Source organism: Pseudoroseicyclus tamaricis (assembly GCF_012070395.1).
GTDB lineage: Bacteria > Pseudomonadota > Alphaproteobacteria > Rhodobacterales > Rhodobacteraceae > Pseudoroseicyclus_A > Pseudoroseicyclus_A tamaricis.
The window spans coordinates 505,620-527,662 of the sequence record NZ_JAAFYS010000002.1 but is presented as its reverse complement, the minus strand read 5'-3'; the positions used below and the strand labels follow the sequence as shown (position 1 = coordinate 527,662).

Sequence of the window (22,043 nt, the reverse complement as noted above, 5' to 3'; positions counted from 1 at the left end):
GATGGAGTTCCCCTGGCCCGACGTCGGCACGCCGCTGTCCGATGTCCTCACCCCCATGCCCGTGATCGACGAGGACCGGCTGGCTAAGAACATCGCGCGGGCGCAGGACTACATGACGTCGCACGACCTGCCGTTCCGCCCGCACATCAAGACCCACAAGATCCCCGAGGTCGCGCGCCAGCAGGTCGAGGCCGGGGCCATCGGCATCAATTGCCAGAAGGTGAGCGAGGCCGAGGTCTTCGCCGAGGCGGGCTTCGACGACATCCTGATCACGTACAACATCCTCGGCCCCGCGCGGCTTGCACGGCTGGTGGCGCTGAACGAGCGCGTGACGACCCTGCGGGTGGTTGCCGACAGCGCGGTCAGTATCGAGGGCCTGTCAAAGGCCGTGGGGCAGGGCAGGCCCCTGCGGGTGCTGGTGGAATGCGACACCGGGGCCGGGCGCTGCGGCGTGCAGGGGGCCGAGGCGGCGGTGGCTCTGGCGCAAGACATCGCGGCAGCCCCCGGCCTGCGGTTCGACGGGCTGATGACCTACCCGGCCATCGGGGGCGCGGCGGCGGTCGAGGCCTTCCTGCAAGACGCGATGGCACGGCTCGCGGCGGTGGGCCTCGATTGTCCGGTTCGTTCGAACGGCGGCTCGCCCGATCTCTACGCGGCGCATCTGGTGCCGAGCGCCACGGAGCATCGTGCGGGCACCTACGTCTACAACGACCGCGCGATGCTGCGGGCGGGGGAGTGCCGCGCGGAGGACATGGCGATGGAGATCCTCGCCACAGTCGTCTCGCGCCCGACACCCGACCGGGCGGTGCTCGATTCGGGCTCGAAGGCGCTGACCTCGGACCTGCTGGGCTTTGAGGACTACGGAACGATTCCGGCGCTGCCGGGCGCGCGGATCGTCTCGCTGTCCGAAGAGCACGCGGTGGTCGATCTGACGGACTGCGGGGCGGATCGCCCGGGCGTCGGCACGCAGCTGCGGATCGTGCCGAACCACACCTGCGTGGTGTCGAACCTGTTCGACCGCATGGTCTTTCATCGCGGCGGTATCGTCACGCGGGTGCTGCCCGTCGCGGCGCGCGGCACGGTGTGGTAGTCGGCTCCATGGCCCAGATGACCGCCTATCACGCGCCCCGCATCTTCGACGGGGCCGAGTGGCACAACGGTGCCGCGCTTCTCGTCGAGGATGGGCGCGTCACGGGGATCGTTCCGCGCGCCGAGGCGCCGGAGGGTGAGGTGCTGGAGCATCCGCTGGTGCCGGGGTTCGTCGATCTGCAGGTCAACGGCGGCGGCGGCGTGCTGTTCAACAACACCCCCTCCGCCGAGGGGATCGCCGCGATCTGCGACGCGCATGCCCGCTTCGGCACCACGTCGACCATGGTCACCCTGATCACGGACACGGGCGAGGTCACGGGCCGGGCGATCGCGGCGGCGCGCGCGGCCCGCCATCCCGGCTTCCTCGGGCTACACCTCGAAGGGCCGCACCTGGCCCTGTCCCGCAAGGGCACGCACGACCCGGCCCTGATCCGCCCGATGGATCCCGAGGATCTGCAGATGCTGACGGAGGCGGCACAGCGGCTGGGCCGGATGATCTGCACCGTGGCACCCGAAACGGTGACGCCCGCGCAGATTGCCGCGCTCACCAAAGCCGGCGCGGTGGTGAGCCTTGGTCATTCAGATTGCGATATGGGCGCGGCCCGCGCCGCCGCCGATGCGGGGGCCACGATGGTCACGCATCTTTTCAACGCGATGAGCCAGCTGGGGCACCGGTCCCCGAACCTCGTCGGTGCGGCGCTGGACGACGGGCGGCTCTGGGCCGGGTTGATCGCCGACGGCTTTCACGTCGATCCCGCGGCACTGCGCATCGCCTTGCGGGCGAAGACGGGGCCCGCGGGCCTATTCCTGGTCTCCGATGCCATGTCGACCGTGGGGACCAATACGACGGAAGTGGTTCTGAATGGCCGGCGCATCTTGCGCAGCGACGGTCGGCTGACGCTGGAAGACGGCACGCTCGCGGGGGCCGACATCGCGCTGGTCGATGCGGTGCGCTACCTCCACCTGACCTTGGGCGTCGCATTGGGGGAGGCGGTGGCGCTGGCCTCCGCCGCGCCCGCGGCGGCGATGGGGCTTACGGAGCGCGGCCACCTGCGGCCCGGTGCGCGCGCCGATTTCACCTGCCTCACTCCGGGGATCGAGGCTGCCGAGACATGGATCGCGGGCCGCCGCGTGGGTGTCGCGGCATGATCCTGTGCTGCGACATCGGCGGCACCGCCATCAAGCTGGCAGAGGCAAGCAGTCCCAACGATCTTGTCCTGAAGGGGCGCATTCCAACGCCGACGCGGGACTTCGATGCGTTCGCCCAAGTCCTGCGCGACGCCATCGCGGCGGCCTCCGAGCCGCCTGAGGCGATCGCCTTCTCCATGGCTGGTGTCGTCGAGCCGGGCACGGGGGTAGCCACCGTGGCCAACATCCCCTGCCTGACCGGGCGACGGCTGCAGCATGACCTCACCGCGGCCCTTGGGCTGCCGGTGATCCTGGCGAACGATGCGGACTGCTTTGCGCTGGCCGAGGCGGAGCTGGGCGCCGGGCGGGGCCACGAGGTCGTCTTCGGCCTGATCCTGGGCACCGGTGTCGGCGGCGGCGTCGTGGTGCGGGGGCAGCTGGTGAACGGAAGCGGATTCGCGGGCGAGATCGGGCATGGGCCGGTGGCGGCGCGGATCCTCGATGATCTTGGCGTGACCTTGCCTGCCATACCCTGCGGCTGCGGATTGACGGGGTGCCTCGACGTCGTCTGCTCCGCCCGCGGGATGGAGCGCCTGCATCTCCACCTGCACGGGCGCGCGCTCGATAGCCGCGAGATCGTCGCCGGCTGGCAGACAGGGGATGCGGACGCCGGGCAGACCATCGCCGTCTGGCTGGAGGTTCTCTCCGGCCCGCTTGCCATGGTCGAGAACGTGCTAGGGGCCGGGATCATCGCGGTCGGCGGCGGGCTGTCCGCTGCACCGGACTTGATCGCCGCGCTGGACCTCTCGGTGCGCGAGAGGATTCTCCGGCGGTTCGACAGGCCCTTGATCGTGCCGGCGCAATGCACGGTCGAACCGGGGCTGATCGGGGCCGCGATTCTGGGCCTGTCGCTGGCGTCCTGCTGACGGCTCAGATTTTCTCGCGAGGCGCAAAAAAGCAGCCTTAGTGAAAATAAATTACATAGTTCCGAGCGTCTCGAAAACTTCTGCGGAAATATCTTGACGTAAACGCTGTGTAACGGCCAACATCAGAAAATGAATTTCTTTCGCGGAGTCGTGGCATGAAGGTCGCCATCATCGGATTGGGGTATCGCCTGGGGTACCTTGGTCACGTCTTCAACGAGATGGATCCCGACTTCGAGATCGTCGGATATTTCGACCCGGACCCCGCCGGAATGAGCGTTCTGGATGAACACGGCATCAGCCCGGGCGTGCAGCACGGCTCTCCTGAAGATCTGGTGAAGGCGGGTGGATACGACCTGCTGATGATCGGATCGCCCAATCACCTGCACCTCGATCACATCCGGCTGGGCCTGGAGGCGGGCAACAAGATCTTCAGCGAGAAGCCGATCGTCTCGACCATCGAGCAGACCTACGCGTTGGCCGAGCTGATGGCGAAACACGGGACGGAGCGTCTGCTCGTCGGTCTGGTGCTGCGTTACGCGCCGCTCTACCGCGATCTGATCAAGGCGCGCGACGACGGGCTGCTAGGCAAGATTGTCTCGGTCGAGGCGGCGGAGCATATCTATCCCTATCACGGCGCCTTCTTCATGCGCGACTGGCGCCGCTACGAGAAATGGTCCGGCAGTTTCATGCTGGAGAAATGCTGCCACGATCTGGACCTGTACAACGGTCTGATCGGCGCGCGCCCCGAACGGGTGGCCAGCTTCGGCGGGCGCAAGACCTTCGTTCCGGAGAACGATCCGCGGTCCGAAGGCGTAAACGATATGAGCCTGTTCCACCGCAAGCCTTCGGGCTGGAACGGGTCGGACAAGGTCTTCGACAGCGACGGGGACATCATCGACTACCAGGTGGCGATCATCGAATACGCCAATGGTGTGGGCATGAACTTTCACACCAACCTGAACGCGCCCGACCAGTTTCGCCGCTTCGCCGTTTTCGGCACCAAGGGCCAGGCGGAAGGCGACTTCATCCGCGCCGGTTTCAAGGTGACCGACGTCCTGTCCGAAGCGACGACCATCGACAAGACCTACGAGGCCACGGCCCTGTCGCAGCACTACGGCGCCGACGAGACGATGGCCGCCGAAGTCGTGGCGCATGTCATGAAGGCAGGGCCGCTCCCGGTGTCACCGCTCGACGCGCTCGAGGCCGGGATCCTCGCGCTGTCGATGGACGATGCGCGGCGAAGCCGTAAGGTGATCGACATGCGCCCGATCTGGGATCGCTACGACGAGGCGCTGACCGTCAAGGGAGCCGTCGCATGACCCAATCGCGCGCCGCATGGTATTTCGCCTGGGCGCTGCTTGCGCCGGCGATAATCTACGTGCTGGTCATCGTGGCCTGGCCGCTGGTCGAGACCGTCCGGCTGTCGTTCACCGATGCCTCGCTGCGGAAAACGGTGAACTACGTCGGGTGGGAGAACTACACCCGGATCTTCGACCGCGACTTCGCCGAGATCATCCTTCGCACCTTCTCCTGGACGTTCTTCTCGGTCCTGCTGAAGATGGTGATCGGCATGTTCGGCGCGGTCTTGCTGAACTGCGCGGTGCCGGGGCGGAACCTCTTTCGAATCCTGACGATGCCGCCGTGGATCGTGCCCATGGCGATCGGCATCTTCATGTGGGGCTGGATGTACAACGGCCAGTTCGGGATGATCTCGGGCCTGCTGCAACGGTTCGGCTTCGTCGACGGCCCCGTCGCCTTTCTGGCCTACGGCAACACCGCCTACTGGGCCACGATCGTCACCGACGTCTGGATCGGCGTGCCGATGGTGACGATCTATTTCCTGGCCGCCATCCAGGCGATCCCCCGTGACCTTTACGAGGCCGCCTGGACCGATGGCGCAAGCCGCTGGTACCGCTTCCGCCGCATCACGGTGCCCCTGATGGCGCCCGCGATCATCACCATGTCGATGCTGTCGCTGATCGCCACGTTCAACAGCTTCGACATCATCTGGATCCTCACGCAGGGCGGGCCTTCGGGGTCGACCACCACGATGATCATCGACACCTACCAGACAGCGATAGGGTCGAAGAAATACGGGCAGGGCGCCGCACGGGCCGTCGTGATCTGCATCTTCCTGTCGCTGTTCTGCCTCGCCTACTTCCGAATGACCCGCAAACTGTCCCGCCAGGAAAAGGTCTGAGCCCGCCATGATGAACCCATCCCGCCGCGCCACCCGCGTCCTGACATTGGTCAATCCCTTCTCGAAGCGGGCCCAGCCGAGCGCCATGATGGACCGCTACAGCTGGTATGAGATCGTGCTGATCTATCTGGGGATCTTCGTCTTCCTTTTCTTCATGCTCGCCCCCTTCCTCGAAGGCTTCCTCGTCAGCCTCAAGCCGCTCTCGCAGCTCTTCTCGACACCCTACAGCTTCTGGCCCGAGAACGGCTCGTTCGAGGCCTACGTGACCATGTGGGAGCGGATCCCCTATTTCGCGATCTACATCTTCAACTCGCTGCTGATTGCGACGGTGGCGACGCTCATCGTGCTGGCCCTCGTGGTGCCGGCGGCCTATGCCTTCGCGCGGTTCAGCTTCAGGGGCATGCCCTTGTTGCTGGGGGCGTTTCTCGCGGTGTCGATGTTCTCGGGCGCGGTGCTGCTGATCCCGCTCTTCCGGCTGATGCGGACGCTGGGCATCCTGAACACCTACTGGGCCATGATCATCCCCGGGGCGGCCTTCCTGATCCCCTCGGCGATCTGGCTTTTGCGCACCTACATGATGCGGATCCCGCCCGAGCTGAACGAGGCGGCCTACATGGACGGTGCCTCCCAGTTCTACACCTTCCGCCGGGTGATCCTGCCGCTGGCGCGCCCGGGCATCATCGTGGTCGCCATCATGACCTTCATCGGCGCCTACGCGCAGCAGTTCATCTTCGCGCTGACGTTCAACTCGAAAACGGAATTCATGCCGCTGCCGGTGGGGCTCTTCGCCTTCTTCGGCCGGCAAGAGGTCATCTGGAACGAATTGATGGCGGCAAGCTTCGTGGGGATCGCCCCCGCGCTGGTCATCATCTTCTTCCTGCAACGCTATCTCGTCGGCGGGCTGACCGCCGGGGCGATAAAATAACAATCCATCCAACAAGGAGACTTCTAAATGACGACACCTGTCCAAAAGAGCCTGATCGGCGCGATGCTCGCATCGGCAACGGCGCTGCCCGCCTTTGCCCAGGACATCAGCTGGATCTATTGCGGCGACAAGATCGACCCGGTGCACGAGCAGTACATCGCCGAATGGGAAGCCGCGAACGAAGGCTGGACCGTGACCCCCGAGGTCGTCGGCTGGGCCCAGTGCCAGGACAAGGCTACCACGCTGGCCGTCGCGGGCAGCCCCGTCGCCATGGCCTACGTTGGCTCGCGCACGCTCAAGGAATTCGCGCTGAACGAGCTGATCGTCCCGGTGCCGATGTCCGAGGAAGAGCAGGCCGAGTACTATCCCAACATCGTCGACACGGTGACCTTCCAGGGCACCCAGTGGGGCGTGCCGATCGCCTTCTCGACCAAGGCGCTCTACTGGAACAAGGACATCTTCGAGGAAGCCGGCCTCGACCCCGAAACGCCGCCTGAAACCTGGGAAGAGACGATCGATTTCGCCCGTCAGATCACCGAGAACACCGACTACGCAGGTTACGGTCTGCCGGCGAAGACCATGGACAACACCATGCACCAGTTCCTGCACTGGGTGTATACCAACAACGGTCAGATCATCGACGCGGACGGCAACATCGTCATGGACAGCCCCGAAGTGCTGGCCGCCCTTCAAGCCTACCAGGACATCACGCCCTACTCGGTCGAAGGTGCCACCGCCTACGAGCAGAACGAGATGCGCGCCATCTTCCTCGACGGGACCGTGGGCATGATCCAGACCTCCGTCGGCGCGGCCTTCCTGCTGGAAGACACCGACATCGACTGGGGCGTCGCCGACCTGCCACTGGGCCCCGATGCCGAAGGCCCGGGCACGCTGCTCATCACCGACAGCCTCGCGATCTTCGACGGCTCCGGGGTCGAGGACAAGGCGATCGAATTCGCCAAGTTCATCACCTCGCCCGAAGTGCAGGAAGCCTATGAAGCCGGTGGTGCGGCCAGCCTGACGCCGCTGCGTCCCGGCCGGGCCGTGGACGACATGCTGGCGGCCGGGCCGTACTGGCAGCCGTTCATCGACGGCATCGAGTTCGGTGGCCCCGAGCCGCTGTTCACCGACTACCGGGGCTTCCAGAACGTCATGATCGAGATGGTGCAATCCGTTGTGACCGGCGCCGCCGAGCCGGAGGAGGCGCTGTCCGAAGCCGCCGCCGAGCTCGAAGAGTACAAGTAAGACCCCAGGCGTGCCCGGCCCCCCGGGGTCGGGCACGCCTTCATCTGCCCATCGAGGCCACACCCAGAATTTCGCAGGAGACCCGCCTTGGGCCAGCTATCTCTCAAGCAGATCACGAAGACTTTCGGGACCTTCGAGGTCGTGAAGGACGTGTCGCTTGACGTCCACGAAGGTGAATTCATGGTCTTCGTCGGGCCTTCGGGCTGTGGCAAGTCCACCTTGCTGCGCATGATCGCTGGCCTGGAGCACACCACCGACGGCGACATCGTCATCGACGGCAAGCGGGTCAACGACCTGGCGCCCGTCGACCGCGGCATCGCCATGGTTTTCCAGTCCTACGCGCTCTACCCGCACATGTCGGTCTTCGAGAACATCGCCTTTCCCTTGCGGGTCGAAGGCGCGCCTGCGGCGGAGATCAAATCCAAGGTCGAGGCCGCGGCCCAGATCCTGCACCTCGAGAACCGGCTGGACCAGCGCCCCGGCAACCTGTCGGGTGGTCAGCGGCAGCGGGTCGCGATCGGTCGGGCCATCGTGCGCGAACCGGAGATCTTCCTCTTCGACGAACCCCTGTCGAACCTCGACGCCGCCCTGCGCGCCGACATGCGCATCGAGCTGACGCGCCTGCACAAGCAGCTTGGCGCCACGATGATCTACGTCACGCACGACCAGATCGAGGCGATGACGATGGCCAACCGCATCGTCGTGCTGAACGCCGGCGATATCGCGCAGGTCGGCGCTCCGCTCGAGCTTTACCACAAGCCGCAGAACACCTTCGTCGCGGGCTTCATCGGCAACCCGCGCATGAATTTCCTGCCTGTCACCTGCACGGAGGTGACGGGCACCGGTGTCACGGTCGATTTCAACGGCCAACGCCTTCACGTCGAGGTCGAGGCCCCCGCCAGCCTGCGCTCGCATCTCCCCGGCGCGCCGCTGACGCTGGGCGTCCGGCCAGAGCACATCACCCTCGGTGGCGGCAATGCGTCGATGACCGTGACGCCCTCGGTCATGGAATACCTGGGCCAGAATACCATCGGCTACGCCCCGCTGCCGGGCGGGGAGGAGACCTTCTGTTTCGTCCTTCCGGGCACGCAGAAAGTTCCGGCGGACACCCCGATCGACGTGACCTTCTCGACCGCCGATTGCCACCTGTTCGACTCCGACGGCCGGGCACTGCCGCGGCGCGCGAATACGGAGGACCTCGGGGCCCCTGCTCTTCAGATCGAGCGCACGACGGGCTGAGAAACGGGCGGGCGAGATTGTCCTGCGCGTCGAGATTAGGTTCAGGACTCAGATTCGCCCGTCTGTGCGAGGTCCCGGGCGGCCCGGAACAGCGCCTCGGCGTCGCCGTCCCGTCCGGCGAGCTTCCCCTCCCAAGCCTTGAGATACCCCGCCCACATCCCCTCGGCCTTCTGGATCGCAACGGACTTCGAATCCGTCTTCACGCTCTTCAGATCACGGGGCGAGGCTCGACATCCTGATAACGCGATGGGACGCGGCGCTTCAGTTGCCATATGCGACCGCGGAGGATGAGATCGAAGGACATTGGGCTACGGACTAACCGCCGTCGGAGATGTGGAGCATCGACCCGACTAGCAGCTTCATCAGCTCGGAGTTATCAACTTCGAGCGGCTTCATTCAGGAGACTTTGGACGTCTGTAGCGCGACGGAGGAGCGGGTTCGGGCTAGGGTAGGCCCGCGTAGCCGCCGGCTGGGCTGCCCAAAGCTCCATCGCCTCCCGATTTGCTCCGCCGCTTCTCAGAGGGCTACCCGCGCACCTTGTCTTTGAACTGAGACATAACTGTCGCTCACGCTTCATCGAATCCCGCGATCTAGGGCTTGCACACGAGTGCAACGCAAACCCAACATCCGGGAAAAGTCATGCCTTCTCAGAACCTCCTTCGCGGCGCCGCGGCGCTTCTGCTGTCATGCGCGGCCCTTCCCGCGCTGGCACAGGATTATACCATCACCGTCTGGGCCGGCGGGACCGGCGACGATTCCAACTATCGCATGGACGCCATAGACATGGCGGCCGACATCCTCGAGCGCGAGGCCGCGATCCGCGGCGAAGAGCTCTCGATCACCGTCGAGAGCCAGGCCTGGTCCGGCTGGGACGACTTCAAGCAGGCCTTCACCCTTGCTTCCGAGGCCGGCAACGCCCCCGACCTGATCGTCTCGGGCCATGAAGACATCGGCCCCTGGTCGGAAGCCGGCCTGATCGTGCCGATCGAGGATTATGTTTATCTCGACACCTGGCCGCTCAGCTCGATCTACCCGAACCTGATCGATGTCGCCTCGTTCAACGGCCAGATCTGGGGCATCCCGCAAGACGCCGAAGCCCGCGTCATGTACTGGTCGATCCCTGCGCTCGAAGCCATCGGCTGGAGCGAAGACGAGATCGCCAGCCTGCCCGACCGTATCCTCAACGGCGAATTCACGCTCTACGACATGCTCGATGCCCTGAAGGCGATGCAGGACGACGGCGTGCTCGAGCCGGGCATGGGCTTTGGCCCCCGCGTCTCGAACGGCCCCGATTACTGGCAGTTCTACCAGGCCTTCGGTGGCGAAATGGCCGACCCCGAAAGCGGCAAGCTGGTGCTCGACACCGAGGCGCTGACGGGAATGTACCAGTTCTTCGTCGATGCCGCCGACATGGGCGTGGTCTCCTCCACCCACCTCGGGATGGAATGGGACGCCTGGCACCAGAACGCCGCCGCCGGCAATTACGGCGCCTGGCATGGTGGCACCTGGCACTACGCGCAGTGGACCAACCAGTTCGGCCTCGAGGACTTCTTCGGCACCGTTCAGTACACGCTGATCCCCGCCGGTGACGAGAATGGCCGGGCCAACTCGATCACCCACCCGCTGGTCTATCTGCTCACCGCAGCGGCGCCCGAGGAAGAAGCGGCGATCGCGGCCGAGCTGGTGGCCATCGCCTCCGAGCCGCGCATCAACGCGCTGCACGCGGTGAAATCGGCCCATCTCGGCATCTCCGAGGAAGAGACGCTGGTGCCCCTCTACGCCGAGAACCGCTGGCTGACCGCGGCGTCCGAGCGGCTCGCGCCCCATACGAACGCGATCCCGAACAACTCGGATTTTGGCACATACTGGACGGCGATGTACGAAGGTCTCGAAGCCTCGTGGACCGGCGTGACCTCTGTCGAGGACGCGGTGGCCGAGGTCGAGGCCAGTGTCACTCAGGCGCTCGGCGACGATGTCATTGTCCGCTGATCGCCCCGCAATCTGGACGGCGCGCCTCGCGCGCCGTCCTCTCCGCCGCCCGCAAGCGGCGGGGGCGCCCCGCGTCTCCCGCCTCGGCCTCGCCATGGTGGCGCCGGCGATCCTGCTGCTGCTGGCGTTCTTCTTCACGCCCGTCATGCTGACCGGCGTCTTTGCCTTCACCGATATGTCCACCTCCACCGGCATCGGCCGCGGCTCTTATGTCGTCACCCCCACGACACTTCGCCGGCTTGGCGACCGGGGGCTGGGCGCCGACGATGCAGAGGCCATCTCCGCCGCCAGCTATGCCGTTGACGAGGCGGGCCTTGCCGCCGCGCGCGACGCGGGCACCGATGCTGCCTTCCTGGCCGATATCGAGGAGCGGCTCACCGGCGAGACCTTCGAGACCGCACGCGACTTCGAGTTGGCGCTGAGAGACCTGCCGAGCGCGCCGCGCAGCCCCCGTGCGCTGAAGTCGGCCGCCGATCTCTTCGGCCAGTCGCTGGTCAACCACCGCTTCGAGACCAGGGACGAGCTGGCCGAGGCCCTTGCCGCCCATGCGCCGGACGTCGCCGAAGAGATGCGCGAGGCGCTGACCGATGACGCCTATACCGGCGCCGTCTTCACCACGGAGAATTTCACTCGCCTCGCCACGCAGCCCGAAACCGGGCGCCTGATCGCGAATACGGCGCTCTATGTTGGGGCGACGCTGTCGCTCTTCAACGTCGGGCTCGGGCTCTTCCTCGCGCTCGTGCTCTTCTACATGCCGAAGCCCGTGACCGGTCTCTTCAGCACCCTCTGGCTGCTACCCCGCATCACGCCGGTCGTGCTCTACACGATCATGTGGAAGTGGTTCACCTGGGAGGATGGCTTCCTGCCGATCCTCGCCGAGCAGCTTGGCCTGCCCGCCTTCAACTACATGAAGGGTTCGGTCGTCACCGCGTGGATGACGATGATCTCGCTCAACGGCTTCATCGGAGCCTCCTTCGGGCTCATTCTCTTCTCGGGCGCGCTGCGCGCAATCCCCCTGCAGCAGCTCTGGGCTTCGGAGGTCGACGGGGCGAGCCGCCTGCAGCAGATCCGCCGGGTGATCCTGCCGCAGCTGCGCTGGCCGATCCTCTTCGTCACTTCCTACCAGACTCTGTCGTTGCTCTCCTCCTACGAGCATATCTGGCTCACCACGAATGGCGGGCCGGGCAGGACGACGACCGTCTGGGCGCTGGAGGCCTTCAAGACCGCGCTGTCGAACTATTCGGGCAATCTCGAATACGGGCTCGGCGCTGCCATGGCGCTGGTGCTGGTGGTCGTGGGGCTGGCGCTGTCGATCCTCTACCTGCGGCTCTTCCGCTTCGGCGATCTCGTCGGCCGCCCCCGGATCGAGTTCTGACCATGATGACCCGCAACTTCTCGACCCTCCCGCTCGTCGCCCTGCTCACCCTTGTCAGCCTGCCGCTGATGGTGATGTACGGCTTTCTCATCCTCGATACCGTCACCGACGCCCCGCCCGGCGAGCTCTGGCCCGACCGCTTCACGCTGGAGCACTGGCGCTTCCTCTTCGATACGAGCGTCGTGGGGAATGTCTGGCAGGCGGCGGGCAATTCGCTGATCCTCGCCCTGTCGATGATGGTGATCGTTCTGTCGCTCTCCACCACGGCGGCCTACGCGATCAGCCGCCTGCATCTGCCGTACCGGCGGCTCTTCCTCGGCGGCATCCTCGTCATGCATGCCTTCCCGGCGGTGACGCTGCTGATCGGGGTGTTCTTCGTGCTCAACTTCACCGGGCTCTACAACTCGATGATCGGCGTGATCCTCGTCAAGGGCGCGCTGATGCTGCCCTTCGGCATCTGGATCATGAAGGGTTTTTACGATGCCGTCCCGTGGGAGATCGAGATGGCCGGCGTGCAGGACGGGGCGAGCCGCTTCACCGTCTGGCGCCGGCTGATCCTGCCGCAGGTGAAGCCGGGGCTCGTGGCGCTCGGCGTCTTCTCCTTCCTCGACGGCTGGGGCGAGTACCTGCTGCCGCGCATCCTTGCGCCCGGATCGGAGATGACCGTGCTCTCGGTCTTCCTCAACGAGCTCATCGCGGGCGACCAATTGGGCTTCGATTTCAATCTCTTCAAGTCAGTGGGCGTCTTCTACACGCTGCCGGTGGTGCTGCTTTTCATCATCTTTCAGGACCGGCTCATGAACATCTTCGGCGGAGGCACGAAAGGCTGATGCAACTTCACCTCGACAATTTCACCAAGCGCTTCGACGGCACCGCCGTGATCGAGAACCTCGACCTCACGGTCAACGATGGCGAGATGCTGGCTCTCCTCGGCCCCTCAGGCTGCGGCAAGTCCACCACGCTTCTGTCCATCGCGGGCATCTACCGCGCCGATGGCGGGCGCATCCTCTTCGGCGACCGCGATGTCTCGAACCTGCCGAGCCAGCGGCGCAACGTCGGCGTCGTCTTCCAGAACTACGCGCTCTATCCGCATATGAGCGTGGAGGAGAACATCGCTTTCCCCCTCACCGTGGGCAAGAAAAGGCCCTCCGCCGAAGAGGTCACGCGCCGCGTTCGCGAGACGGCGGAGCTGGTGCATATCGAGGAGCTGATGGCCCGCAAGCCCGCGCAGCTTTCGGGCGGGCAGCAGCAGCGCGTGGCGCTGGCGCGGGCCATCGTGCGCCGGCCCGACGTGCTGCTTCTCGACGAGCCGCTCGCCAACCTCGACGCCAAGCTCAGGCTGGAGATGCGCTCGGAGATCCGGCGCATCCAGCTCGAGACGGGGATCACCGCGATCCTCGTCACGCACGATCAGGTCGAGGCCATGTCGATGTGCGACCGGGTGGCGATCATGAACAAGGGCGAGATCCTGCAGATCGACGCGCCGACGCAGATGTACCGCGCCCCGGCCAGCCGCTTCGTCGCCGGCTTCCTCGGCAACCCGCCAATCGTCTTCCTCGACGGGCAGACAGGGCCGGCCGGGCGTTTCGAGATGGCCGAGGGGCTGAGCCTGCCTCTGCCGTCGCGGCTTGCCGGAATGCCCGAGGGCCAACCCATCGCTCTGGGGCTAAGGCCCGAGCATTACGGGGCAGGGGGCGGCGCCAGCGCCGCCGGCCGGGTGGTCTTCGTCGAACCGCAGGGCCGCGAGATGCTCTTCGATGTCGAGGCAGCGCCCGGCATCGTGCTGCGCTCCATCCAGCCGGTCCGCGACGACGTCGGCATCGGCGACCGGGTCGACTGGCCAGTCGATACCGAGCGGCTCCTCGCCTTCGATAGCGAGGGGCGCACGCTGTGAGACCGTCGCTGACCCACCCATGGCCCGCCCGCCGCGACGGGCGGCCGCTCTGCATCGCCCATCGTGGCGCCTCCGCCCATGCGCCCGAGGGCACGCCGCTGGCCTTCGACATCGCCGCCGATCTCGGCGCCGACATGTGGGAGGCCGACATCTGGCTCACCGCCGACGGCGTGCCCGTTGTCAGCCATGATCCCATCGTGCCCGGCCCGGACGGCGGGCGGATCGAGATTGCGCGCTGCACCCGCGACGAGCTCGCCCGCATGCTGCCCGACCTGCCGACGCTGGCGCAGACGATTGCCCATGCGCGGCGGCGCGGGCAGGCGCTCTATCTCGACCTCAAGGCCCCCGGATCGGGCCCCGCCGCGGTGGCGGATCTGACCCGCGCCGGCTTCGCGCCCGCCGCGCTCGGCGCCTTCGACGATGCCGAAAGCCGCGCGCTGATCGAGGCGGGCTGCCCATGGCCGGTCACGGTGCTTGTCCGGCCCGGCGAAGACCCCTTCGCGCGCGCCGAAGCCACGGGCGCCGACATCGTTCACCTGTGCTGGGAACATGCCGGCCCACGCCCGCAGGATCTCGTCACGCCCGAGTTGCTGGCGGAGGCGAAGCGCCGGGGCCTCGGCGTCGCCATCTGGCACGAAGAGCGGCCCGAGGTGCTGGCCGATCTGCTGGCGCTGCCCGTCCTTGGCATCTGTACCGACAACCCCGAGCGGCTCGGCGGCTTCGATGCCGGCCCGGCGACCGGCATCGAGGTCGTCTGCCACCGAGGCATCAATCATATCGCGCCCGAGAACACGATGGAGGCGGCGCGCCTGACCTACGATTTCGGCTGCGACTGGCTGGAACTCGACGTGCGTCGCGCCGGCGACGGCACGATCGTCGTCATGCACGACCCCACCGTCGACCGGACGACCGACGGCAGCGGCCGCGTCGCCGATATGACCCTCGATGCGCTCAAGCGCCTCGATGCCGGGTCGTGGAAGGGCGCCAAATGGGCCGGCGCAGAGGTTCCGACACTGGCCGAGGCCATCACGCTCTGCCAGGCGCGCGGGCGGCGGATGTATATCGAGGACAAGGACGTGCCCGCCGAAGAGCTGATCGCCCTCGTGCGCAAGATGGACTTCATGGACGACTGCTTCTTCTGGTCCCCCGATCCGCGCCTGATGCTGGACTTGCGCGCCGCTGCGCCGGAGGCGAACATCAAGGCCAATGCCGTGCATTACGGCGGCTTCGAGGCGATGCAACAGATGATCCGGCCGCAGATCTGCGAGATCCAGATCGAGGACTGGGCGGAGGAGGCACCGCTCTGCCGCGCCAACGGCATCCGCCCGATGCTGCAATACTTCGGCGATGACCCGGCCATCTTCGACCGCATCGCGGCGTTGCGGCCCGAGATGATCAATCTCGACCGGGCGGACATGCTTCTGGCGGCGCTCAGGCGGGTTGACGCGTGAGCGAACGGCAGGTGACGGCCCTCGATGTGGCGCGGCGGGCGGGCGTATCCCGCTCCGCTGTCAGCCGGACATTCACCGACGGCGCCAGCGTCGCCCCCGATACCCGCGACAAGGTGCTGGAGGCCGCCGCGAGCCTCGGCTATCGCGTCAACTCCCTCGCCCGCAGCCTGATCCTGCGCCGGTCGGAGCTGGTTGCGCTCGTCGTCTCGGACATGGACCATTCCTTCCGCGCGCGGACGGTCGACCTTCTCGCCCGCGGGCTCGTCGCCGAAGGGTACCGGCCGGTCCTGCTGCCGTGGAACGAGGGCGACGATCCGGCCCGTCTGATCGACATGATGCTGCAATACAGCGTGGCCGGCGCCATCGTCACCTCCGACACGCCCCCGCAGCAGATCGCCGAACAATCCGCACGCTGGGGCGTGCCGCTGGTGCTCGTCAACAAGGCGCCCGGCGGTGATCGGGCCGCACGTGTGGTGCAGGACACCGAAGCCGCGGGGCGCATGGCCGCGGAGGTGCTGAAGGCGGCCGGTTGCCGCCGCATCGCCTATGTCGGCCAGCTGCGTCCCTCCTACACCATCGATGCCCGAAAGACGCGGTTTCTCTCGGTGGCGCGGGAGCTGGGGCTCGACCTCGCCATCGAGGTGGCGGGGGCGGCGCAGAACCATGCTGGCGGCATGGAGGCGGCCGAGCGCTTCCTCGCCTCCGGAGTCTCGGTCGACGGGGTGCATTGCGCCAACGACTTCCTTGCCATCGGCTTCATCGACCGGCTGCGGCAGGCGGGGTTGTCGGCACCGGCCGACTTCGCCCTAGTGGGGTGCGACGACATCGCGGAGGCCGCCTGGCCCGCCTATGACCTGACGACCATCCGTCAGGACGTCGCGGATCTCGCAAGCGCGAGCCTGAAGGCGCTGCTGGCGCGCATTGCCGAGCCTGCCGCCCCGGCCGGCACCATCGAAATCGGCGTCTCGCTTGTCGAGCGCGCCTCGACCCGGAGGCCCGCATGACCGAGCGCGCAGACATGGAGAGGATCGACCGGATCGAGGCCGGAGCCACGCTGACAGCAGAGGCCGCGGCGCTTGCGCTCGATTGGTTCCACCGGCGCAAAGACCTGAGCCGGGATGCGAAATCCGGCCCGCAGGACCTGGTGAGCGAGGCGGATCGCGACGTCGAGGCGATGATCCGCGCCCGCCTGACGAGCCTCTTCCCGGGCGACGCCATCCTCGGCGAGGAGCAGGGCGGCACCGCCGGCCAGAGCGGCTGGACCTGGATCGTCGATCCGATCGACGGCACCGCCTCCTTCCTGCACGGGCTGCGGGGCTGGTCTGTCTCGATCGGCCTCAGCCACGAGGGCAGGGTGCTCGCGGGCTGGATCGCCGATCCCTCCGGCGGGCGGACCTATTCGGCCACGTCGGGCGGCGGCGCATGGTGCAATGGCACGCGCCTCTCTGTCTCTGGCGCCGCCTCATTCAGCGAGGGGCTGACGGCCATCGGCTCGGGCACGCCCGGGCGGCTGGGGCACCTTGTCAGCGACCTTCTGGCCCGTGGCGGCAGCTTCCAGCGCAACGGGTCGGCCGCGCTCAGCCTCGCCCATGTTGCCGCCGGCCACTACCTCGGCTTCTACGAGCCGCTCCTCTCCCCATGGGATTGCGCCGCGGGCCTGCTGATGGTCGAGGAAGCGGGCGGGCGCACCGAACCGCACCCGATGGACCGGGCGGCCCCGGTTCTGGCCACAACGCCGGCGATGTTCGGCGCGATGCAAGACTGGGCTGCCGGGGCATCGACCGGGCTTTGAGCGGCCCTTTTCATCCTGCAGGGCGGCCCGCCGCAGGGCAGGGGATCAGCGAAGCGTCACGAGCATGTTGAGAACAGCCGTCATGATCCAGCAGCCGATGTCGAGCGGGCCGGCACCTCTCTGCGCGCTGGAGCCCCCCAACGCGCTCGCCCGGCTGTGACCCTCATCCAGACGCCCGTGTTCGCCTGGCTCTGCCGACACGATCTCCATTTGACGGACCAAGCCGCATGACCTCCGCCCCCGACCTTCTTCTCACCGCCAGCTTCTCGCAATCGGACCTGCAGGAGGCGCGCTACCGGAGCCTGGCGTTCGACGTGCCCGCGGGGGTCGGGCGGCTCGAGATCAAGCTGACCTATCCAAAATCGGACGACTGCGTGATTGACCTCGGCCTCGGGGATCCGGACCTTAGCGCGTTCCCGTCTGCGGCCGGACTGGTCGGCTGGTCGGGCGGGGCGAGGGACGAGATCTTCGTCGGCTCCGACGCGGCGACACCGGGATATCGGCCGGGGATGTGGCCCGGCCGCTGGTCTGTCCTCCTCGGGCTTTACCGTCTCCCGGAGACGGCGATCGACGTCACCGTCGAGGTGCGCTTCGACCGAACGCCGCGGTCCGTGGCGGCCCGCCCCAGGCCGCCGGAGCCGCGGCGCGAGAGGGCAGGGTGGTATCGCGGCGATCTACAGGCGCACACCTTCCATTCAGATGCCAGGGGCGCGCCCGAGCACCTGCACGCGACGGCCCTCCGCGAAGGGCTCGATTTCCTCGCGGTCACGGACCACAACACCGTCACCGCCCAGCAGGCCTACTTTGACGCCGCCTCCTCGCCGCAGCTGATCTTCCTGCCGGCCTACGAGTTCACCACGGCGAACGGCCACGCCAATGCCTACGGCGCCCGGGCGGTGGAGGACTTCCGCACCGAGACCGGGGAGGACGTGCTGGGCATGGTGAGGCGGATCAGGGCCGAGGGGCAGCTGTTCTCGATCAACCACGACAAGCCGGACCATCCGTGGCTCTGGCCGCTGCCCGAGGAGGTTGACCTGATGGAGGTCTGGCAGGCGCCGTGGCTGGCGGGCAACCACATCTCTCTTGCCCGCTGGCAGAGGCGGTTGGCCGAGGGGCGGCGGATCGCGGCCATCGGTGGCTCCGACTTTCACCAGCCGGGGGCGGAGCCGGAGGGCAACCCGCTCACGCTGGCCCGTCCCTGCACCTTCCTTTGGTGCGAGGAGTTGTCCGAAGCTGGCCTGCTGGCGGCGATGAAGGCCGGCCGCAGCTTCGTGACCGAAAGCCCGGAGGGGCCGCGGCTGGTGCTGAAGGCGGGCGAGGCGATGCAGGGGGCCGAGGTGCCGGCCGGGCCGGCGCGCTTCACCGCCCTTGCCACCGGCGCTGCAGGCGAAAAGCTCGAGCTCTGGGATGCCACCGGCTGCATCGCTTCGGCATTGCTGGAGACCGATGACGCGGAGCTTGCCTTCGACCTCGCCCCCCGGCGCTTCCTTCGCGCGCAGATCGTGGCGGAGGCGAGCCGGGCGGCGCGGCTGGCGGAGGCGCGGGCCTGGCTGGCCGGGCGGAACCCCGGCCATGCCGACTGGCAGGGCAGCTTCGATCAGCCGCTCATCCGCGCCCTCACCTCGCCCCTCTGGGTCACTTGACCGCGCCCATCATCGTGCCCCGCGTCAGGAACCGCTGAAGCGGCGCGAAGAAGAGCAGGAGCGGCACCAGCGCCACCACCACGCCGGCCATCATGACGTTCGGCGTGATGATGTCGTTGGTGGAGGTCGAACCCTCGCCGCCGACGACCGATTGCAGCGCCACCTGCAGCGTCACCTTGTCGGGGTCGTTGATGAAGATCAGCGCCTCGACGAAGATGTTGTACTTCCAGACGACGTTGAAGGCGGTGATGGTGATCAGCCCCGGCCGCGCCAGCGGCACCGCGATCCGCCAGAAGAGCGTCAGCGGCCCGGCCCCGTCGAGGCGGGCGCTCTCGAGAATCTCCTTCGGGATCTGCTCGAAGTAGCTCTTGAGGAGCAGGATCGAGAAGGCGGAGACAAGTTCGGCCACGATCAGCGAGAAGAGCGTGTTGAGGAGGCCGAGGTCGCGAAAGACGACGAAGAGCGGCACCATGATCGTCTGGGTCGGGATCGTCAGGGTGACGAGGATGATGCCGGCGAAGATGTTGCGGCCCGGCAGATCCTCCTGCGCCAGCGCGTAGCCGGCCAGCGCGCAGAGTGCGACGTGCAGCACCGTGCCGACGACCACCACATAGGCGGTGTTGAGGAACGGCCGCCAGAACTGGAAGCGGCGGAAGAGCGTGGCGAAGCCTTCGAGCGAGGGCTCGTCCGGCCAGAGCCGCACGCCGGGCTGCATCGAGGCGAGCTTCGAGGAGAAGGCCGTCGCGAAGACGCCGAGCACCGGGATGACCATGGTCAGCGACAAGGCGATGAGGAACGCCCAGGAGAGCCCGGTGAAGGCGCGCGAGCCCAGCATCAGCCGATCCCTCCGCGTACGCCCGGCAGAAGCCGGCTGAGGGCCAGGAAGGCCAGCGAGATGCCGAGGAGCAGGACGCCCGCGGCGCTGGCGAAGCCGAGGTCGAACCGCAGGATCCCCCGCTCGTAGGTGAAGACGGCAAGAGTGCGCACGGTATCTGCCGTGCGCCCGTTCATAAGGAGGAGCGCACTGTCGAAGGTGCGCAAGCTGCCGAGCAGCGTCAGGAAGAAGACGACGCGCATGACCGGCGCGAGATGCGGCAGGATGATATGGCGGATCTTGGCCGAGGGCCCGGCGCCGTCGAGCGAGGCGGCGTCGAGGATCTCCTGATCCAGCGACATGAGGGCGGCGTAGTAGATCAGCGCGAGAAAGCCGATATCCTTCCACGTTGTCAGCCCGATGACGAGCGGCTGCCCCCAGAGCCGCGAGGTGAGGAAGGGGATCGGCTGGTCGATCACGCCGAGGCCGAGGAGCGCCGAGTTGACAAGGCCGATGGGCGAGAGCGTGTTGAGCCAGAGGCCGACGATGATCACCCAGCTCATGAGATAGGGCGCGTAGATCACGGTCTGGAAGCCCTGCCGCGCCTTCTGCGGCGTGATCTCGATGAGCGCCAGCGCGGGGAGGATGGGCAGGAAGACCCCGAGGACCGTGATGCCGGCGGAGATGACGAGCGTATTGCGCAAGGCGCGCAAGACGGTCCGGTCGGAGAAGACCTTCTCGTAGTTCTCGAAGCCGACCCAGCCCTGCGGGCCCATGAGCCCCCATTTTTGGAAGGAGATGATGAGGCCCTGCAGCGTCGGCCAGAAGAGGAAAAGGACGAAATAGGCGACCACCGGCAGCACCATCAGGTAATAGGGCCAGTGTTGCCTGAGGGCACGGCGGGTGCGGTGCCAGAGGTCGGATGGCGCGCCGAGGCGCGCCATCCCGTATCGTTCGATCAGGCTCATCCGTCGATGAGGCCGGCGGCGGTCAGATCGTCCTGCATGCGCTGGACGGCCTCTTCGCCGGTGATCTCGCAGGCCATTGCCTGGTAGGCGTAGCCTTCGACGATGGGCTGGGCGTCGACCCAGTCGAGCGGTTGGTACTCGGTCGTCGCATACTCGATGACGATCTCTTCCGCTTCGTTCACGCCGGGCAGGGCGCCGAAGGGGTTCTCCCAGGTGGTGGAGGCGACGCGGGGGGCGCCGTGATCCATGCCGTGGGCCTGGCCGATCTCGGTGAGCACGTACTCGCCGTTCTCGACGTTGTAGTCGTGGCCCTCGATGCCGAGCGTGCCCATCAGGTAGCCGGGCTGTGAGTGCCAGAACTCGAGGAAGGCCACCGCGTTCTCGACGTTCTGCGCGTTGGCGGGGATCATCCAGAGCGAGGCATTGCCGCGGCGAAGGATCACCTCGCCGTTCGGGCCTTCGGCACCGGCGACGCCCATCGCGCGGAACTCGGGGTTCTGTTCGGCCATCAGGTTGTTGAAGAGGCCCACCCAGGCGTCCCAGTAGCCGACGGCGGCGGCCTGATCGGCCATGAAGAGGTTGCGGAACTCGCCCGAGCCATTGGAGGCGAAGTTCGGGTCGAGCTGGCCCTTCTCGGTCAGCTCGCAGAACCAGTCCCAAGCCGCGGCGGCGTCGTCCGAGGCATAGGGAATGGTGCGGTTGCCCGCGTCATCCACGACATAGCCGGCCTTCAGGCCCCAGCCGGACATCCAGCCCTGGATGTCGTAGAGACCGGCAGAGGAGATGCCGTAGGCGCCGTATTCCTCCTGCGCGCGGTCGAAATAGGCTTCCCACTCCTCGATGGTCGCCGGCGGCTCCATGCCCCAGGCGTCCATCCAGTCACCGCGGGCGATCGGCATCGTGCCGCCTTCGAACTTGTTCGGCACGCCGTAGAGCGCGCCATCCATGTCGAAGAGATCCCATTCGCCATCAGGGATCACCGCCGGGTCGGAGAGGACGGCGGAGCTCTCGATGATGTCGTTCAGCTGCATGATCGCGCCCTGATCGACGAGCGTCGGCAGCATGGAGCTGTCGCCGTAGATCAGGTCGAACTGCTCGCCGGAGGCCAGCGAGGTGAAGAGCACATTGTTGTAGTCGGCAGCCGGCTTGATCATCTCGATGTCGAGACCGAGATGCTCCTCAAGTTCGGCGACGAAGAACTCCTGCTCCTCGGCGTCCTTGCCGCCGGTCACGGCGGAAAGGATGCGCAGGTCCTGCGCCTCGGCGGCGGAGCCGGCAATGAGCGCGGCGAGGGCCACGGTCGTCATGCGTGTCATGTCGTTCCCCTGTCAGAGAATGGGTGTCGAATGGCGCGGACCATGGGGT

20 protein-coding genes are annotated in these 22,043 nt (G+C 66.9%); 16 read left to right on the top strand and 4 right to left on the bottom strand.

The window, feature by feature from the left end:
* Nucleotide 1: 1 nt before the first annotated feature.
* The 8 genes from GY170_RS08945 (at nucleotide 2) to GY170_RS08910 (ending at nucleotide 8,752) form a co-directional block, all read left to right on the top strand.
* Nucleotides 2-1,090: a D-TA family PLP-dependent enzyme gene (locus GY170_RS08945; protein WP_163892377.1), complete on the top strand. Its 1,089-nt coding sequence runs from the start codon at nucleotides 2-4 to the stop codon at nucleotides 1,088-1,090.
* Between the two features lie 8 nt (nucleotides 1,091-1,098).
* Nucleotides 1,099-2,238, top strand: coding sequence for an N-acetylglucosamine-6-phosphate deacetylase (gene nagA, locus GY170_RS08940; protein WP_163892374.1), 1,140 nt, complete (start codon nucleotides 1,099-1,101; stop codon nucleotides 2,236-2,238).
* Nucleotides 2,235-3,143 (top strand): ROK family protein, encoded by a 909-nt coding sequence (locus GY170_RS08935; RefSeq protein WP_163892371.1) that lies wholly within the window; start codon nucleotides 2,235-2,237, stop codon nucleotides 3,141-3,143. Before nagA ends, GY170_RS08935 begins: the two co-directional genes overlap by 4 nt.
* Before the next feature lie 155 nt (nucleotides 3,144-3,298).
* Entirely contained in the window at nucleotides 3,299-4,462 is a 1,164-nt protein-coding gene (locus GY170_RS08930) for a Gfo/Idh/MocA family protein (protein ID WP_163892368.1), read from the top strand.
* Nucleotides 4,459-5,343 carry a carbohydrate ABC transporter permease gene (locus GY170_RS08925; RefSeq protein WP_163892365.1) on the top strand — a complete coding sequence of 295 codons (885 nt, stop codon included), beginning with the start codon at nucleotides 4,459-4,461 and terminating at the stop codon, nucleotides 5,341-5,343. The genes GY170_RS08930 and GY170_RS08925 overlap by 4 nt, the downstream gene beginning before the upstream one ends.
* A gap of 7 nt (nucleotides 5,344-5,350) precedes the next feature.
* Nucleotides 5,351-6,268, top strand: coding sequence for a carbohydrate ABC transporter permease (locus GY170_RS08920; protein ID WP_268895061.1), 918 nt, complete (start codon nucleotides 5,351-5,353; stop codon nucleotides 6,266-6,268).
* Nucleotides 6,269-6,295: 27 nt separating this feature from the next.
* Nucleotides 6,296-7,513: an ABC transporter substrate-binding protein gene (locus GY170_RS08915; RefSeq protein WP_163892363.1), complete on the top strand. Its 1,218-nt coding sequence runs from the start codon at nucleotides 6,296-6,298 to the stop codon at nucleotides 7,511-7,513.
* Nucleotides 7,514-7,600: 87 nt separating this feature from the next.
* A complete protein-coding gene (locus GY170_RS08910) occupies nucleotides 7,601-8,752 on the top strand; it encodes an ABC transporter ATP-binding protein (RefSeq protein ID WP_163892360.1) in 1,152 nt (383 codons plus the stop codon).
* 41 nt (nucleotides 8,753-8,793) lie between these two features.
* Here the strand turns inward: GY170_RS08910 and GY170_RS08905 are convergent, their stop codons facing one another.
* On the bottom strand, nucleotides 8,794-8,955 hold the full coding sequence (locus GY170_RS08905) for a hypothetical protein (protein ID WP_163892357.1): 162 nt from the start codon (nucleotides 8,953-8,955) through the stop codon (nucleotides 8,794-8,796).
* Between the two features lie 436 nt (nucleotides 8,956-9,391).
* On the opposite strand from GY170_RS08905, the gene GY170_RS08900 reads away from it, so the two are divergent.
* From GY170_RS08900 to GY170_RS08865, 8 genes are all read left to right on the top strand, one after another.
* The gene (locus tag GY170_RS08900; protein WP_163892354.1) at nucleotides 9,392-10,741 is read left to right on the top strand and encodes an ABC transporter substrate-binding protein; all 1,350 of its coding nucleotides are present in this window, start codon (nucleotides 9,392-9,394) and stop codon (nucleotides 10,739-10,741) included.
* Nucleotides 10,725-12,116: a carbohydrate ABC transporter permease gene (locus tag GY170_RS08895; protein WP_163892351.1), complete on the top strand. Its 1,392-nt coding sequence runs from the start codon at nucleotides 10,725-10,727 to the stop codon at nucleotides 12,114-12,116. The genes GY170_RS08900 and GY170_RS08895 overlap by 17 nt, the downstream gene beginning before the upstream one ends.
* 2 nt (nucleotides 12,117-12,118) lie before the next feature.
* Complete coding sequence (locus tag GY170_RS08890) at nucleotides 12,119-12,946, top strand: carbohydrate ABC transporter permease (RefSeq protein WP_235924087.1); 828 nt, start codon at nucleotides 12,119-12,121, stop codon at nucleotides 12,944-12,946.
* Nucleotides 12,946-14,010, top strand: a complete 1,065-nt coding sequence (locus tag GY170_RS08885) for an ABC transporter ATP-binding protein (RefSeq protein WP_163892348.1) — start codon at nucleotides 12,946-12,948, stop codon at nucleotides 14,008-14,010. Before GY170_RS08890 ends, GY170_RS08885 begins: the two co-directional genes overlap by 1 nt.
* Nucleotides 14,007-15,461 carry a glycerophosphodiester phosphodiesterase gene (locus GY170_RS08880; protein ID WP_163892345.1) on the top strand — a complete coding sequence of 485 codons (1,455 nt, stop codon included), beginning with the start codon at nucleotides 14,007-14,009 and terminating at the stop codon, nucleotides 15,459-15,461. The genes GY170_RS08885 and GY170_RS08880 overlap by 4 nt, the downstream gene beginning before the upstream one ends.
* Entirely contained in the window at nucleotides 15,458-16,465 is a 1,008-nt protein-coding gene (locus GY170_RS08875; protein WP_163892342.1) for a LacI family DNA-binding transcriptional regulator, read from the top strand. The genes GY170_RS08880 and GY170_RS08875 overlap by 4 nt, the downstream gene beginning before the upstream one ends.
* Nucleotides 16,462-17,253, top strand: coding sequence for an inositol monophosphatase family protein (locus GY170_RS08870; protein WP_163892339.1), 792 nt, complete (start codon nucleotides 16,462-16,464; stop codon nucleotides 17,251-17,253). The genes GY170_RS08875 and GY170_RS08870 overlap by 4 nt, the downstream gene beginning before the upstream one ends.
* Nucleotides 17,254-17,480: 227 nt before the next feature.
* Nucleotides 17,481-18,896 (top strand): CehA/McbA family metallohydrolase, encoded by a 1,416-nt coding sequence (locus GY170_RS08865; protein ID WP_163892336.1) that lies wholly within the window; start codon nucleotides 17,481-17,483, stop codon nucleotides 18,894-18,896.
* Here GY170_RS08865 and GY170_RS08860 read toward each other — a convergent pair.
* Genes GY170_RS08860 through GY170_RS08850 form a run of 3 tightly spaced genes read right to left on the bottom strand, consistent with a single transcriptional unit; the run spans nucleotide 18,889 to nucleotide 21,994 of the window.
* Entirely contained in the window at nucleotides 18,889-19,731 is an 843-nt protein-coding gene (locus GY170_RS08860; protein WP_163892331.1) for a carbohydrate ABC transporter permease, read from the bottom strand. The two genes, GY170_RS08865 and GY170_RS08860, sit on opposite strands and share 8 nt — an antisense overlap.
* Nucleotides 19,731-20,678 carry a carbohydrate ABC transporter permease gene (locus tag GY170_RS08855; protein WP_163892328.1) on the bottom strand — a complete coding sequence of 316 codons (948 nt, stop codon included), beginning with the start codon at nucleotides 20,676-20,678 and terminating at the stop codon, nucleotides 19,731-19,733. The genes GY170_RS08860 and GY170_RS08855 overlap by 1 nt, the downstream gene beginning before the upstream one ends.
* Entirely contained in the window at nucleotides 20,675-21,994 is a 1,320-nt protein-coding gene (locus tag GY170_RS08850) for an ABC transporter substrate-binding protein (RefSeq protein ID WP_163892324.1), read from the bottom strand. Before GY170_RS08850 ends, GY170_RS08855 begins: the two co-directional genes overlap by 4 nt.
* Nucleotides 21,995-22,043: the final 49 nt, after the last annotated feature.

Bases quoted from the DNA above. Each gene is read 5' to 3' on its own strand.
- GY170_RS08945 (WP_163892377.1), top strand. From the start codon at position 2: ATGGAGTTCCCCTGGCCCGACGTCGGCACGCCGCTGTCCGATGTCCTC.
- nagA (WP_163892374.1), top strand. From the start codon at position 1,099: ATGGCCCAGATGACCGCCTATCACGCGCCCCGCATCTTCGACGGGGCC.
- GY170_RS08935 (WP_163892371.1), top strand. From the start codon at position 2,235: ATGATCCTGTGCTGCGACATCGGCGGCACCGCCATCAAGCTGGCAGAG.
- GY170_RS08930 (WP_163892368.1), top strand. From the start codon at position 3,299: ATGAAGGTCGCCATCATCGGATTGGGGTATCGCCTGGGGTACCTTGGT.
- GY170_RS08925 (WP_163892365.1), top strand. From the start codon at position 4,459: ATGACCCAATCGCGCGCCGCATGGTATTTCGCCTGGGCGCTGCTTGCG.
- GY170_RS08920 (WP_268895061.1), top strand. From the start codon at position 5,351: ATGATGAACCCATCCCGCCGCGCCACCCGCGTCCTGACATTGGTCAAT.
- GY170_RS08915 (WP_163892363.1), top strand. From the start codon at position 6,296: ATGACGACACCTGTCCAAAAGAGCCTGATCGGCGCGATGCTCGCATCG.
- GY170_RS08900 (WP_163892354.1), top strand. From the start codon at position 9,392: ATGCCTTCTCAGAACCTCCTTCGCGGCGCCGCGGCGCTTCTGCTGTCA.
- GY170_RS08895 (WP_163892351.1), top strand. From the start codon at position 10,725: ATGTCATTGTCCGCTGATCGCCCCGCAATCTGGACGGCGCGCCTCGCG.
- GY170_RS08890 (WP_235924087.1), top strand. From the start codon at position 12,119: ATGATGACCCGCAACTTCTCGACCCTCCCGCTCGTCGCCCTGCTCACC.
- GY170_RS08885 (WP_163892348.1), top strand. From the start codon at position 12,946: ATGCAACTTCACCTCGACAATTTCACCAAGCGCTTCGACGGCACCGCC.
- GY170_RS08870 (WP_163892339.1), top strand. From the start codon at position 16,462: ATGACCGAGCGCGCAGACATGGAGAGGATCGACCGGATCGAGGCCGGA.
- GY170_RS08865 (WP_163892336.1), top strand. From the start codon at position 17,481: ATGACCTCCGCCCCCGACCTTCTTCTCACCGCCAGCTTCTCGCAATCG.
- GY170_RS08860 (WP_163892331.1), bottom strand. From the start codon at position 19,731: ATGCTGGGCTCGCGCGCCTTCACCGGGCTCTCCTGGGCGTTCCTCATC.
- GY170_RS08855 (WP_163892328.1), bottom strand. From the start codon at position 20,678: ATGAGCCTGATCGAACGATACGGGATGGCGCGCCTCGGCGCGCCATCC.
- GY170_RS08850 (WP_163892324.1), bottom strand. From the start codon at position 21,994: ATGACACGCATGACGACCGTGGCCCTCGCCGCGCTCATTGCCGGCTCC.